This window comes from Pseudoalteromonas sp. S1727 (assembly GCF_005886375.1).
In the GTDB taxonomy this organism is placed as follows: domain Bacteria; phylum Pseudomonadota; class Gammaproteobacteria; order Enterobacterales; family Alteromonadaceae; genus Pseudoalteromonas; species Pseudoalteromonas haloplanktis.
In genome coordinates, this window is the sequence record NZ_PNDT01000111.1 from 1 (window position 1) to 15229 (window position 15229).

General features: G+C 42.1%; 13 protein-coding genes. 5 read left to right on the top strand and 8 right to left on the bottom strand.

Annotated elements, in window-relative coordinates; translation table 11 throughout:
- Nucleotides 1-86: 86 nt before the first annotated feature.
- A complete protein-coding gene (locus CWB85_RS19235) occupies nt 87-2033 on the bottom strand; it encodes a S9 family peptidase (RefSeq protein WP_016707725.1) in 1947 nt (648 codons plus the stop codon).
- 190 nt (nt 2034-2223) lie between these two features.
- On the opposite strand from CWB85_RS19235, the gene CWB85_RS19240 reads away from it, so the two are divergent.
- Nucleotides 2224-2814: an ABC transporter ATP-binding protein gene (locus tag CWB85_RS19240; RefSeq protein WP_016707724.1), complete on the top strand. Its 591-nt coding sequence runs from the start codon at nt 2224-2226 to the stop codon at nt 2812-2814.
- Complete coding sequence (locus CWB85_RS19245) at nt 2811-3926, top strand: DUF6136 family protein (protein WP_016707723.1); 1116 nt, start codon at nt 2811-2813, stop codon at nt 3924-3926. The genes CWB85_RS19240 and CWB85_RS19245 overlap by 4 nt, the downstream gene beginning before the upstream one ends.
- A gap of 11 nt (nt 3927-3937) precedes the next feature.
- Here CWB85_RS19245 and fadE read toward each other — a convergent pair whose 3' ends face one another.
- Complete coding sequence (gene fadE / locus CWB85_RS19250; RefSeq protein WP_016707722.1) at nt 3938-6394, bottom strand: acyl-CoA dehydrogenase FadE; 2457 nt, start codon at nt 6392-6394, stop codon at nt 3938-3940.
- A gap of 306 nt (nt 6395-6700) precedes the next feature.
- On the opposite strand from fadE, the gene CWB85_RS19255 reads away from it, so the two are divergent.
- Nucleotides 6701-7465: a class II glutamine amidotransferase gene (locus tag CWB85_RS19255; RefSeq protein ID WP_138555746.1), complete on the top strand. Its 765-nt coding sequence runs from the start codon at nt 6701-6703 to the stop codon at nt 7463-7465.
- Nucleotides 7466-7585: 120 nt separating this feature from the next.
- On the opposite strand, the gene CWB85_RS19260 is transcribed toward CWB85_RS19255, so the two are convergent.
- The 5 genes from CWB85_RS19260 to cmoA form a co-directional block, all read right to left on the bottom strand.
- A complete protein-coding gene (locus CWB85_RS19260; protein ID WP_244390937.1) occupies nt 7586-8281 on the bottom strand; it encodes a DUF3108 domain-containing protein in 696 nt (231 codons plus the stop codon).
- 55 nt (nt 8282-8336) lie between these two features.
- Entirely contained in the window at nt 8337-8984 is a 648-nt protein-coding gene (gene purN, locus CWB85_RS19265; protein ID WP_016707717.1) for a phosphoribosylglycinamide formyltransferase, read from the bottom strand.
- On the bottom strand, nt 8984-10039 hold the full coding sequence (gene purM / locus CWB85_RS19270; RefSeq protein WP_016707716.1) for a phosphoribosylformylglycinamidine cyclo-ligase: 1056 nt from the start codon (nt 10037-10039) through the stop codon (nt 8984-8986). Before purM ends, purN begins: the two co-directional genes overlap by 1 nt.
- 198 nt (nt 10040-10237) lie before the next feature.
- A complete protein-coding gene (gene cmoB / locus CWB85_RS19275) occupies nt 10238-11206 on the bottom strand; it encodes a tRNA 5-methoxyuridine(34)/uridine 5-oxyacetic acid(34) synthase CmoB (RefSeq protein WP_138555747.1) in 969 nt (322 codons plus the stop codon).
- 15 nt (nt 11207-11221) lie between these two features.
- Nucleotides 11222-11947, bottom strand: a complete 726-nt coding sequence (gene cmoA / locus CWB85_RS19280; RefSeq protein WP_138555748.1) for a carboxy-S-adenosyl-L-methionine synthase CmoA — start codon at nt 11945-11947, stop codon at nt 11222-11224.
- A gap of 116 nt (nt 11948-12063) precedes the next feature.
- On the opposite strand from cmoA, the gene CWB85_RS19285 reads away from it, so the two are divergent.
- Nucleotides 12064-12753 carry a DUF3334 family protein gene (locus CWB85_RS19285; RefSeq protein WP_016707713.1) on the top strand — a complete coding sequence of 230 codons (690 nt, stop codon included), beginning with the start codon at nt 12064-12066 and terminating at the stop codon, nt 12751-12753.
- Between the two features lie 127 nt (nt 12754-12880).
- Here CWB85_RS19285 and CWB85_RS19290 read toward each other — a convergent pair whose 3' ends face one another.
- The gene (locus CWB85_RS19290) at nt 12881-14137 is read right to left on the bottom strand and encodes an adenylosuccinate synthase (protein WP_016707712.1); all 1257 of its coding nucleotides are present in this window, start codon (nt 14135-14137) and stop codon (nt 12881-12883) included.
- A 121-nt stretch (nt 14138-14258) separates the two neighbouring features.
- Between CWB85_RS19290 and CWB85_RS19295 the strand changes: the two genes are divergently transcribed.
- A complete protein-coding gene (locus CWB85_RS19295) occupies nt 14259-15155 on the top strand; it encodes a LysR family transcriptional regulator (protein WP_138555749.1) in 897 nt (298 codons plus the stop codon).
- Nucleotides 15156-15229: the final 74 nt, after the last annotated feature.

Sequence of the window (15229 nt, forward strand, 5' to 3'; positions counted from 1 at the left end):
TCAGCTATCAGCTATCAGCTTTAGGTAGGTATAAAAAAGCCCGCACTTTATTTTAGTAAAACACAGGCTCTTATCACTTTTTTCGTTTAACTTTGTGGGCCGAAGCGCTCTTTTAGGTAAGTATCTAAAAAGTTTAAGTAAGCATTGGAGGCACTAATACGGTTTTCTTTTTTGGTAAAGCCGTGGCCTTCATCGTCAAACAATACGTACTCTACGGGCACACCATTGGCTTTTACTGCGGCAACAAGTTCATCGCTTTCAACTTGTAATACCCGCGGATCGTTAGCACCTTGAATAACCATTAAAGGTTTGGTGATGTTTTTGGCGTGGAATAATGGAGAGATCGCACGATGACGTTCACCATCTGTTGCTGGATCGCCCATTTCATCGTATAACGCTTTTTTAAAGCTTTCCCACCATGGCGGAATTGAATTGAGTGTGCGTACCCAGTTGGTAACGCCAAAAATATTAATGCCGACTTTAAACTCTTCTGGCTCAAAGGCAAGCGCTGCCGCTGTCATAAAGCCGCCGTAGCTGCCACCCATAATACCGATCTTATCCGCATCAACCCAATCTAAACTTTGTAAGTGTTTTTTACCGTAAACTATATCTTGTAAATCGTCTGTGCCGTGTTTTTTATCATCCAAATGAAAAAAGGTTTTACCATAGCCTGAGCTGCCGCGATTGTTAACAGCAAAAATTGCATAGCCGTGATTAACTAGGTGCTGTTGCATAGCACTGTAACCGGTACGACTTTGCCCACCTGGACCACCATGCACCCAAATAAGTGCTGGAACTTTATTAGTACTGCTGGCTTGTTTTGGTTTATACAAAACGCCTGGTATTTCTAGGCCATCAAAACTTTTAAAACGCACGATGGTGCTCGCAACTAAATCGTTTTGATTTATATCTTCACTTAATGTGTTTGTAAGTTGTTTCGCTTCATTACTTCCCACTTGCCAAACAAATAAATTGCTTGGTGAGGTGTCTGAGTTTAAGTAAAACGCCATTGTTTTTTCATCACTTGAAAAGCTAACACCACGTAAATTACCCGCGGGTAACTGAGGCATAGCGATTTCTTTGCCTGTTTGCGTGTTTATAACGGTTACTTTGGTACTGGCATCGGCATTGATACCACTGACTTGATAGCGCCCTGATTTAGAAAAATAAATAAAACTAACATCCCAATCATCCTTTAGCGCAGCACTATGTTCACCTGAGGCTAAGTCATAACGCCATACCTGAGAAAACTCTCCTTTAGCGTCTGTAGAGTAATATAAATATTTGCTATCGACAGAGAAGGTCTCAGGTGTATATTGAGCCGGTGTGTCATGTTTTGAAATTAACTGTGGCTTAAGGGTCTTTTTAAAGGTATCAAGAATAAATGTGTCGCTGTCTTTATTGGTGTTGCTTTTAGAAAGCGCGATGTAACGCCCATTAGGGCTAATTGCCCCCACATCTAAACCTAGGGTGTTTAGATAAACAGGTTCAATTTTATAGGTCTTACTATCAACGCGGTATAAGTCCATAAACTTAGCATCGCGCTGGTTGCTGGTGATAAAAAATTGGCTGCCATCTTTGGTAAAACCTGCAAAGCTTGCGCGAGTTTCATCGCCTGGAGTTAAGTCTTTTACCGTGCCGTCAAGCTCTTGCACATAAACATGATAACGCTCGTTACCCCCTGAATCTTTAGTAAACAGTACGCGCTCATCATTGGGAAAATAGCGGATAGGGTAGGTGCTGTCTGCAAAATTAGTTAAGCGAGTTTTATTACCTGTTTTCACATCGACTTCATACAAGCTGTAGATGCCGCTTTCATCGCTACTAACTAAAACTTTATCACCTGTTGGCGAAAAGCTGCTACCCATAATAGAAGTGGTATCAAAAAAGGTTTTTGCGTTATAGGTTTTAACTTGCTGAACTTGTTGTGACTGCACCTCAGTGTGTGTAGTTGGGTTGCTTGATTGGCTGCAACCACTCAAAGCAATACTGATCGCACAGGCGAGTGTAGCGAATTTTAATCTGTTATTCATAGTACATTCCTTGGTTTATTGTTATTTAATGAGTTCTTTACCGATTTTAGTGTTGCCCGAACATTATTTAAACGCAAGTTTTTGGCCCATTTTAACGGCAATAAAGTGTTACAAAGCTTGTACCATCAAAAATACAGCCCATGTTACAATGCTTGTCATTTAAAAGGCTCTCTCATATAAAAGGAAAGTGATGATTGAAGTCATTGGTTTACATAAGCAATTTGCAGATAACATTCTATATAAAGATTACAGTATCAGCTTTACAGCACCGAGAGTATGCATAGAAGCGCCGAACGGCCAAGGTAAAACTACGCTACTCATGATGCTTGCAGGCCTTGAGCAAGCACAACGTGGGCAAGTATTATTCTCAGGAAAAGTGTTGTCAGAACCTTATAAACAGGTCGCAATTGCGAGTGACCGCATTGCACTGCCAGAGTTTTTAACCGCAAAACAAATTATTAATTTATCTGCTAAAGCGCTTAGTTGTCATTGGCCGATGGGGCTGATTGACGGTTTTAACTTTACTGAATTTTTAAATACGCGTTTTGATGCATTGTCATCTGGTAATCAGAAAAAGTGCCAATTAATTTTAGCCTTAATGCGGGATGCACCGTATTTATTATTAGATGAACCCAGTGCAGCACTTGATCAAACGAGTATTCAATACTTACTTGATTTGTTGGATAAATATCTAGTTGATAAAGCGCACGGGCAAATTATTATCACTTGCCATGAACCCGCACCGTTTATTGAACATGGTTTTGAGTGCATGCCATTATGAGTAAGCTTGTTATTAGCTCTACAATTACACAATACCGTGCCTTTATGGACTATCGCTACCAGGCCTATAAAATTGAGCTGACTCAATTACTGCAGCAACTTAAAAATTTTGGCTTATTATTTTTAGTGGTACTTGGTTCAGCCATGCTTGGTATGATTTTGCTGTTATTTTTAGGGCTGGGCAAAATTATCGACAGTAGTGAAGCGCCGCAATATGGTGCGCAAATGGCGTGGTTGTATCTTTTGCTGCAAAGCGTGATGCTCAGTGCAATGAAGTCAGCCATTAAGAATAGTCAACAACGACTCTTTCAATATACTATTGTAAGGTCAACTTGGCTTGCGTGTATGGATATAAAGCTATTACTGTTAAGTAATGCTTGGTTGTTAGCAAGTGCTGTTATTGCGCTGGATTTAACTTTTACACAATGGCTAAGAGCACCACATTTTATACTTTTCATGTTGCTGCAATTTGGCTTAGGCGTACTGTGTTTGTATAAGCCACGAGCATTAATATATGGCTTAGGGTTTACGGCTGTTTTAGTTTTGTTACCCATTAATATAACGTCGTTGGTTTATCATAGTAGCTTTATTGTATTATTTGCGCTGAGCATGTTACTGCCAGTATTTTTGTTAAACGATCGGCTATCGGTCAATTCACTCTTTACTTTTTGGTTAAGCTTTTTTATTCAGCACTGCTGGGTATTAGTATGGCGAGTGGCTTTATTGTTGTGCGTGTTCATGGCCACGACTACTTTACTGCTTGAGCGCGCTGACTTAGCGGCTATATTTAGTGTACTAGCCCTTGCTTTTATAGTGTTGTTTACCAGCTCACTGCAATTTGATTGTGGCAAGTTACATGATAAGTATTCGCTGTTCTTTCAAGCAAACAACCAGCAGCGGTGGTTTTTTATCAGCCAATTTATCCCAAGCTGTTTATTCTTTTTTATCACACTACTCAGTTATCTGTTATTCGTAGCTAAAATAGGGTGGTTGTTATTAAGTCTGAGTGTTGTTTGGTGCGCTGTACAATTATATATCGCGCAAAAAAAACCAGCGCATTATGCGCTGGCTTGGATGGTTATCACAGGCTTGTTGCTTGCTTTAATTGCTTAATTCATAAGAGTTCAAGCGGCATCAGCCTCATTGTTAGTACTTTTTCGTGCTGCATTACCGGCAAGTAAATCCGCAGGATCAAAATCGTCCACGTTAATCGCATCTAAGCGCGCTTTTTCAACACTTGCCAATTTATCAGCTTCGGCCTGAGTTAAAATACCAGCATCAAGGCCCATTTGTGCGACTTTATCAAGTTGAAAGAAAGGCAGTTTAACGCCTTTTTCACGGCATACCTTGTCAAAAAGTGGCTCAACGGCTAGCACATCTTTAAGCGTTTGCTCTTGGCGACCCACTAAGTTAAGTGGCTCATTCGTCAAATAGACATAACTTGCTAAGCGATTACGAGTTTCACTAGGCACTTGTAGAATTTGCGCTAGTTTGTGCTCAAGTTTGTCAGTTGGTTTACGTACCGGACGACCAAATGGGAATAGCATAAGTTTTAATGCTGCGCGTAACGGTGCTGATGGCATATTATTAATTAAATCAGCTAAAGCACGCTGGCAGTGATAAAGGTGATCTTGGCAGCTCCATTGAACAAGCGCTAAGTCTTCTTTTTTGCGGCCTTCATCGTTATAACGTTTAAGCGTAGCAGACACTAAGTATAAGTAGCTTAATAAGTCACCTAAGCGTGCTGAAATGCGTTCTTTACGTTTTAGGGAACCACCAAATACTGCCATGCTGATGTCAGACATCAATGCAAGGGATGCACTAAAGCGAGCAGCGGTGCGGTAAAACTCGGCTGTTTCATCTTTAAATGGTGTGCTTGCAAAGCGAGCACCGGTAAAGCTCATCCACTTAGTGCGAACTAAGTTTGAGATGGTAAAGCCAATGTGACCCATTAAGGCTTTATCGAATACTGCAAGCGCTTCTTCACGATCGTCAATTTCACAAGCACCTAACTCAGTTAATACAAACGGATGACAGCGAATAGCCCCTTGACCATAAATAATCATATTACGGGTCAAGATGTTGGCGCCTTCAACGGTAATGGCAATAGGCGCACCTTGATAGCCACGACCTAAATAGTTATTTGGGCCAAGCATGATGCCTTTACCACCGTGAATATCCATCGCATGGATAGTAGAATCACGCATTTGCTCCGTTAAGTGATATTTTATAATCGCAGATACCACTGACGGCTTTTCTCCTAAGTCAACCGCACCGGTAGACATGCTTACCGCTGCGTCTGAGCTGTAAGCGTAACCAGCCAGCTTTGCAAGTGACTCTTCAACACCTTCCATTTGCCCAATAGGTAAACGGAACTGACGACGAATACGGCTGTATGAACCACTGGCAAGCGCGATAGTTTTAATACCACCCACAGAGTTTGACGGTAACGTAATTGCACGACCAACCGATAAACACTCAACCAGCATGCGCCAGCCTTGGCCTGCCATTTCTGGGCCACCAATAATGTAATCAAGCGGTACGAAAATATCTTTACCGCGGGTAGGGCCATTTTGAAACGGCACATTCAACGGAAAGTGGCGACGGCCAATCTCAATACCTGGCATATCTGTTGGGATCAATGCACAGGTAATACCAAGCTCTTTAGTGTCTCCTAGTAGGCCGTCTGGATCTTGCATTTTAAACGCTAGACCAAGTACAGTTGCTACAGGTGCAAGGGTGATGTAACGCTTGTTCCACGTAAGGCTAATACCAACAACCTCTTCCCCTTCCCACATACCTTTACAGACAACCCCGTAATCAGGGATGGCGCTGGCATCAGAGCCCGCTTCTGGCGAAGTTAAGGCAAAGCATGGGATCTCTTGACCACTTGCAAGACGCGGAAGGTAATGATCTTTTTGCTCTTTTGTACCATAGTGCTGCAGTAATTCACCTGGACCTAATGAATTAGGCACACCAACAATTGATGACAGCAAAGTAGATTTACTGGTTAGCTTTTGCAGCACACATGATTGTGCGAACGCAGAAAATTGTAAGCCGCCGTATTCTTTTTTGATGATCATGGCAAAGAATTTATTATCTTTTAAGTATTGCCATACATCTTGTGGTAAATCTGTCAGCTCGTGAGTTGCTTGCCAATCATCGAGCATGCTACACACAGTTTCAACAGGGCCATCGATAAAGGCTTGCTCTTCGATAGTCAGTTTTGGCATAGGGTATTGGTGTAGCTTATTCCAATCAGGGCGACCACAGAATAAATCAGCTTCCCACCAGGTCGTACCGGCATCAATCGCTGATTTTTCAGTTTCAGACATGGTTGGTGTTACTTTCTTAAACGCTGCAAAAATAGGTTTAATAATGTATTGCTGGCGAATACCAGTAACAGACAGTGGCACTGCGATGATCAAAAAGATCAACCAGCTAATTGCGCCAAAAGCACCTGCAAAGGTACCAATAACAAGTGTTGCGATGGAAACGCCTAAGGCAGTATTCCAACTCGCTCTGTGGTAACTCGCGATGCTAAGCAGCACGATTAAACCAAGTACAAATATGAGTGTCATGTATTTAATCCTTAATAGAGGTCAGACCACCTTTGGTTAGAGTAGCGCTAGAGCGAATAATTATCAAGTAGCTTAGTAAAAATATCAGAGGCTTAAATTTACACGCTGTATACTTCAGCATACTGCTAAAGTCACAATTAGTCTGTACGGTTTTTAAGAAAATTATACGCAATGTATTTTAGTTTTTCTTACTTGCCTTGCTGCAGCTTATGTTTAACAATGCAGCTACAGCCTAGGTTACGGGTTTACTCTTTTTAGAAGCCATATTTTAAAAGTATAAGAATAGTCTAAAGGTTAATTTATTTTATGTGTGAGTTGCTTGGCATGTCGGCGAATGTGCCTACGGATATTTGTTTTAGTTTTTCAGGGTTGTTAGAGCGCGGTGGTAACACGGGCCCTCATAAAGATGGCTGGGGCATTACTTTTTATGAAGGTAAGGGCTGTCGTACCTTTAAAGATCCTGAGCCGAGCTGCCAATCTGAGATTGCCAAGTTAGTAAAGGCGTATCCAATCAAAAGTGTATCGGTAATAAGCCATATTCGCCAAGGTAACCGAGGCCGTGTGTGCCTTGAAAACACCCACCCGTTTACTCGCGAATTATGGGGCAGGGAGCTGACCTATGCTCATAATGGTCAACTTTCGAATTACCATGATTTAAAACCTGAGTATTACCGACCGGTAGGTAACACTGACAGTGAGCTGGCTTTTTGTTGGTTGCTCGACAAAATTCGCGAGAAATACCCAAAACGACCATCGAATATGGCTTCGGTTTTTCGTTATGCAGCGAAGCTTGCTCACACGTTGCGAGAAAAGGGCGTATTTAACATGCTTCTTACCGATGGTGTATATGTACTGGCGTATTGTACTAATAACTTACATTGGATCACCCGTCGCGCGCCGTTTGGTAAAGCAACGTTAATTGATGCAGATATGGTGGTGGATTTTCAACAAGAAACCACGCCGAATGATGTGGTGACTGTAATTGCAACTCGACCACTGACCAACGACGAACGTTGGCAAAAAATGGAGCCTGGTGAATTTGCACTGTTTAAAATGGGTGAGTTAATTTAGCCGTCAGCCGTCAGCCGTCAGCCGTCAGTTTTAAAGTGTGGATTAGTCATAAGTCATAAAACGAAAAGCCCAAGTTATGAATGTCATACTTGGGCCTTTCATTTTATCTAGGAAACAAATTTACTCTGGGGCAATTTCGCTTTTTACGGCTTCTGGAACTGCAACAGGGCTGGTAACTGTGAATGACTTAAGCTGCACTTCAAACTGTTCCATGCCTTTTTCGCCTTTCCACATTCTGACTAGCATGTAGTCCATTTCAGGGGCAAACCAGGCTAATGCTTGGCGTTTGTCGTTATCGTAAAGACGTTTTACTTTAATCGCTTCAATATTACCGATTGGTAATGAAATCATTTCTTTACCAACGACTTCAAAATTATAGTCGCGACAATTCCCTTTTTTGTCTACCAGTGGGTATGAAAAACTGGTTTTACCCATTTTTAACTCTTCACGAACTTGTACTTGGTATGAAATAGAGTCTTGGAATTGATCTGTCCACTGACACTCGAGTGGGTATTTGCTCTCGCTGCTACTAATTTGTTTTTTAGCGTTATCAAATTGCAGTGTATATTCTTTATCTGGACCGGTGCCGGTGCGGATCATACTATAGCTGACAGGGGTTACTTTTTCATCAGTATACGTGAAGTTTGATGTTTCTTTGCGTGAGTCTGAGAAGATCATCCACTCAATATCACTGTGGTAGCTAACTTGGTAGCTGTTATCCGCTAATTTTTTTAATGTGCGAACACCTTGGCCATGACTTTCACCTTTGCGCAAAATATCATAGTTAGCTTCAAATTGAGTAAGTTCACCGGCCATTAAACCAGTAGGAAGTAATAAAGTGCCTGCACAAAATAGCAAGGCACTTTGTTTTTTATTCTGGGTAGTGTGCGCCGTGTGCAGGAAGTTGTTTTTTGTCAAGAACTGCATAATCTGCTTCCATCGTAAGTCGTTGTTCACTGAACCATTTGACCACCAAAGGGTAGATTATATGCTCTTGCGCGTGCACTCGTTGTGCAAGTGTCTCGGCAGTATCATCTGCCAGCACCGGAACTTTGGCTTGAAGAATAACCGGTCCGCCGTCTAATTCTTCAGTGACAAAGTGCACACTTACGCCATGAACGTCGTCTTTTGCATCAATTGCTCTTTGGTGGGTATTCAGCCCCTGATACTTAGGCAACAAAGAAGGATGAATGTTCAACATTTTTCCTTTAAATTTTTGCACTAAGCTAGGAGTAAGAATACGCATAAACCCAGCTAATACAACTAGATTTGGTGTAAAAGAATCAATAACGTTCATTAATTGCGCATCATAGGCTTCGCGCGAGTCAAAATCTTTATGGCTGAGTACCGCTGTTGCAATGCCCGCCTTTTTTGCTCGTTCTAGGCCATAAGCGTCTGCTTTATTGCTGATCACAGCCGCTATGTTTGCGTTTATCTCGCCATTATTACAGGCATCTATAATGGCTTGTAAATTTGAGCCACTGCCTGAAATTAAGACTACTAGACGAGAAGGGGCCATTAATCACGGCCGCCTAGGATTTCTACTTGCTCTTCGCCCGCTTTAGCATCGTGGATTTCACCAAGGTGCCATGCGTTTTCGCCAAGATCTTTTAAGATGCTTAAGCTTTGCTCAAGTTTATCGGCTGGAACAACTAAAACCATGCCTACGCCACAGTTGAATGTACGGTACATTTCATGAGTTGTGATATTACCGTTTTCTTGTAGCCAGTTGAAAATACCAGGCCACTGCCAGCTATCACCTTTAACTACCGCTTTTGCAGATTCAGGTAAAACGCGTGGGATGTTTTCCCAAAAGCCGCCACCTGTGATATGCGAAAGAGCATGTACGTCAACTTGCTTGAATAATTCAAGAAGCGGTTTAACGTAAATACGCGTTGGCTCAAGTAGTGTGTCGCCTAAGGTTTTACCGTCTTCAAATTCAGCGCTGGTATCTGCATTTGATACTTCAAGTACTTTACGAATTAAAGAAAAACCATTTGAATGTGGACCGCTAGATGCAAGCGCGATTAGTTGATCACCCGCAGCTACTTTAGTGCCATCGATGATATTTGCTTTTTCAACTACGCCAGTACAAAAACCAGCCATGTCGTAATCTTCACCTTCATACATACCTGGCATTTCAGCAGTTTCACCACCAATTAATGCACAGCCAGAGATCTCACAGCCTTTGCCGATACCGGTTACTACGTCAGCCGCAGTATCAACATCGAGCTTGCCCGTTGCATAATAATCTAGGAAAAATAATGGTTCAGCGCCTTGAACGATAAGGTCATTTACACACATAGCAACTAAATCGATACCCACGGTATCATGCTTTTTCAAATCGATAGCTAAACGTAGCTTAGTACCTACACCGTCAGTGCCTGCAACTAATACTGGTTGCTTATAACCAGCTGGGATTTCACAAAGTGCGCCAAAGCCACCAATTCCGCCCATAACTTCAGGACGACGGGTTTTTTTAACTACGCCTTTAATACGCTCAACAAGTGCGTTACCGGCATCGATATCTACGCCCGCGTCTTTATAACTTAGAGACTGTTTTTGTTCGCTCACAGGATTTCCTCAAAAAAGTTGCATGGTTTTGCATGTGTATGCTTAGAAACGCGCGTATTTTACAACAATTGCAGGTGCGCGGCTAGTTCAAAAATAACTTTAACAATATTCACAAGGACAGTTGTCCGTATAAGTAAAGTTTCAAGTGATGGGGTGAAAGTAGCAAGTATAGGCACTTTCACCACTTTTAAGCTGTTGTTAGGCTTTAGCCGTTAAAATTGCACGCAGTGGTGCAGGGTAGCCTTCAATCGTTTTACTTATATCGTTTGGATCTAAAAAGTCGGCGAGTGACTCATTTTCCATCCAATCAGATTTACGTTGTTCTTCAAGCGTGGTAATTGCACAGTCTTTTACTTGTACATCTTTAAACCCAACGCGCTCCATCCACAGCTTTAATGCGCTCGTGCTTGGAATAAACCACACGTTGCGCATTTTTGCATAGCGGTCAGTAGGCACTAATACTGTGTTTTCATCGCCTTCAATCACCAGTGTTTCAAGCACGAGCTCACCGCCTGAGCGAAGTTGTGCCTTTAATTGCGCTAAAAAATCAATAGGTGAACGGCGATGATAAAGCACGCCCATTGAAAATACTGTATCAAACGCCTTCAATTCAGGCAGGGCTTCAACACCAAGCGGTAATAAGTGAACATTTTCGTCTGGGTTAAAGTGTTTGATAGCTTGGAACTGGCATAGAAATAAATCTGATGGGTCAATCCCCACTACAAATTCAGCCCCTTCACCGCGCATACGCCATAAGTGATAGCCAGAGCCACAGCCAATATCTAATACGGTACGGCCTTTAAGGGGCTCAATATGCGGCAGTAAACGATCCCACTTCCAATCACTACGCCACTCAGTATCTATTTCAATTCCGTGCACACTAAACGGGCCCTTTCGCCACGGCATCATGCGTTTTAATAAATGAATGGTTTGCTTTTGCTCACCTTCAGACATTTCGCCAGCAGCGCCAATTTCTACTTTATCAGAGATATTTACATGATTAGTGGTCACTTCTGGCAGGTTTTTTAACACCTTTTGCCATTTTGGTAAATCGCCGTGGCTAGCCTCGTTTTGCCAGTGCTTTAATTGGCTTGGCAATGTTTCTAGCCAATGACTCAGCGGGCTTTGTGCGATAGCGGCGTAAAATTGGTTAAACCATAAAGACATTGAATATTTCCTAAATTACTTAATTGCTACCAACGAGCAAAAGTTAAAACACTGATACCACACTTGAGTTTGACTGAAGCCAATATTAGTAAGGCGATTAAGATGAGTGTTTAATGTATCTGGGCGCATAACATTTTCAATCGCGGTACGCTTTTGGCTGATTTCAAGTTCTGAATAGCCATTGTGACGTTTAAAATCATGATGTAAATCAATTAGCAAGTTGTCACATTGCTCATTTTCACCTTTGATTTTTTCACTCAATAGCAGTACACCGCCGGGCTTTAAATTGGCGTAAATTTTTTCAAGTACAGCTAGGCGCTGTGCTGGAGGAATAAACTGCAAAGTAAAGTTCATCGCAACCACTGATGCGTTTTCAATAGCGAGTTCGTTAATATCGCCAAGGGTTACTGTAACCGGCACCTCTGAGCGAAATCCCTGTAAATGCAACTTACAGCGCTCAACCATGGCTTGTGAGTTATCCACGGCAATAATATGGCAGTTGTCGGTGCGGATATTACGACGCATACTTAACGTTACTGCGCCAAGCGAGCAGCCTAAATCATACAGGTTTGAATTACTCTGAGCGTATTCGCCTGCTAACTTACCCATGGTGCTGACAATGGTGGCGTAACCCGGCACTGAACGCTGGATCATATCAGGGAAAACTTCTACTACATGTTGGTCAAAGCTAAAATCTTTAACCGCTTGCTCTGTGGCATAAATACTGTCTTTTACAGTCACACAAACAGTCTCTTTAAAAAATAATAGGGCTATTTTAGCATTTTATGCTGGATAGTCAGTGATAATTTCAGTAGCTTGGCTAGAATAATGAATAACAAGTATAAAAAGAGAAGTTTATGAGCAAAAGTAAAGTAATTAGTACGGACGACATTTTGGCAACGCTGTGTCATTCAGTAACAGGCGTTTTATCATCAGCAAGTGGTAACGATATTAGTTATTCAGCCATGGTACAAAAGATAACACGTACCTGTATGCGACCTGATATCGGTTGCTTTGTATTGTTTGATGGTGGCTTTACAGGGCTAGTTATTACTAACTTTACTTCGCAAGCAGCAATGGAAATTTATCACGATTATATGCGCAGCATGGGGATGCCTGAAGAAGAGCTGGCACACAGTCACCTATCAGACGACGTATCAAATGTGCTTGGTGAATTGATGAATCAGATCGTGGGTGATTTCACCTCAAAAGTACGCGAGCAACTACATACCTCAATCACGCAAAACCAGCCGAAAATGATGGCTATTAATAAGCAAGTGCAAATTTCTGTTGATACGACGATGGACAGACCACAGGCACGACGAGTGACATTCACTACCAGCAAACAAAATATCTTTTACTTAGAATTAGCGATGGATAAAACTGAGTTCATTAAACTACATGACTTTGATATTAGTGAAGCGGTGGACCCTGACGATATTATTGAAAACGAAGCAAAGCATAAAGCCGAGAAACAAAAAGCGGCAGAAGAGGCGGCTAACGCAAGCGATGCAGACGATGATTTTATGGCTGAGCTTGGTTTATAAAGCTACGGAGCTTTACAGCTTTAAGTAAAACAATAAAAGCGCAAGTGTCTCTTGCGCTTTTTGGTTTAAGTAACTTGAATCCAAGTCTTTAGGAATATGGGTTTCTAAATGAAACCCAATTACATAATTAGCGGATAATCATTTGCTCACGCTCAGGGCCTACAGATACCATACTCACAGGTACGCCCATCAGTGCTTCGATGCGTTCAACATAGTGTTGAGCGGCCGCAGGTAGACTGTCAAAGGTACGACAACCGGTAATATCTTCATGCCACGCTGGCATACTTTCATATATTGGCGTTAAAGCGGCTGTTTGTGGCCAAATAGGGTTTTCGCTGTGATCGCCTGCATAACCAATACAGATTTTTAAATCTGTCATGCCAGATAGGCAATCAATTTTGGTTAAAGCAATTTCAGTGGCTGCTTGTAGCTCAACCCCATTACGGGTTGCAATCGCATCAAAATAACCCATATCACGAGGGCGGCCTGTTACGGCGCCGTATTCATTGGCGCTTTCGCGAAAGTTATCTTGCTCTGCCATGGCGGTAACGAGTGTGCCTGTACCCACAGATGAACTAAACGATTTAGCCACAGCAATAACACGTTCAGGGCGCAGCGCAGGTAAACCGCTGCCAATTCCTGCATAGGCGGCAGTTACGTTTGATGATGTAGTATACGGGTATTCGCCATAGACTAAATCCCGGCCAGCGCCTAGTTGCGCTTCAAATAATAAGTTGGCATCTTGCTTTTGCAGCGCTTTTAAAGGCTCTGTAACATTACAGATAAATGCACGCCACGGAGCAGTGACGTCTAATAGCCATTGAGTTATTTGTTCAGCCGTTTGTGAATAATCACAACTTGGGTAAAGGGCTTTGAGCTGTGGCATTTTCCAATCGAGCATAAATTGAATGCGCTCTAATAAAACTTCTGGTTGATTTAACCAACCCACTAAAATGCCTTTTTTCATGACGCGGTCGCCGTATGCTGGCGCAATACCTTGACGCGTCGAACCGTACGCAGCATCACCTAAACGTTGTTCTTCAAGTGTGTCTTCTAGGGCGTGTAACGGCAAGCACAGGGTTGCACGATCAGAAATACACAGCTTTACTTCAACACCAGCGGCTTTTACTTCAGCGATTTCTTCGCTTAATGCACCAGGGCTTATCACCATACCGGGGCCTAATACGGCAATACAATCTGGGTTAAAAATACCGCTTGGTAATTGGTGTAGTTTAAAGGTACCAAACTCATTCACCACGGTATGACCGGCGTTGTTACCACCTTGAAAGCGAATGCTTGCAGATGCGTTCTCTGCTAAAAAATCGACGATGCGGCCTTTACCTTCATCACCCCAGTTTGCACCTACAACAACAATTGACGGCATAATTTACTCTCCAAATTGATTGAATGAATATGGTATGCCCACTATCTAAATAAGAGAAATTAATTATAATTATTATCCTGATAAGAATTTCATATCAATTTGGGTGATCAAGGACATCAAGATGTTAGATATTCATTGGTTAAAAACCTTTGTTACATTGGCGGAACTAAAACATTTTGGTAAAACCGCCAATGCGCTGCATATGACGCAGCCCAATGTCAGTTTGCATATTAAGCAACTAGAAAAAATGACACGGGTAAAACTGATCGAGCGTAATCCGTTTAGTTTAACGCAAGCAGGTTTACGGCTATTGCAGTCTGGGCAAAAAACCTTGTGGGAATTACAGGTGTGCCAATCTGATTTAAATGCGATTAATGAGCTACGCCAAGGCACCTTGACGATTGCGGCCAGTGATATTATTTCTCGGTTATTATTGATTGAGCCGTTTCAGCTGTTTAAACGTCAGTTTCCAGGTATTGATTTTACTTTGCTCAATACGACGTCTTCACAAGCATCGGCGTTGGTTAAAAATGCCGAAGCTGATTTAGGGTTTGTTATTGCCCAAAAAGAAAGTGAGCCGCTGCACTTTACCCAGCTACAGCAAATAAAATGGTGTGCGCTGGGTAATCATTTACAGTTATGGCAGCAAGCTAAAAATAACAACACTATAACGCTAACCGAGCCACCCACATTAATTTTACTCGGCCACGATACGCGAACGCGAGAGTTACTCGATAGTGCATTACCGTCGTTAAATTTACCTGATTACCGAGTAATGGAAGTGGGCAGTGTGGATGCGCAAATTGATTGGGCTGAAGCCGGATTTGGTGTCGCTATCGTGCCAGAATTTTCACTACGTAGTAAAGCAAACTTAACCACGACAGTCACCGCGTTACCACAATTTCCAACCACGAGCTTAGGCTATATTGTGCGGCAAAATCAGGTGCTCTCAAAAGCAATAAAACAATTACTGTACTGGGTTAATGAAGAGATCTCACGTAGATACCAAGAAAAATAGACATAGTTGCTCATTGCTAACGATTAATTTTTTGCAACTACAAAGTGTAAAGCGTGTATGCATATATTAAGATG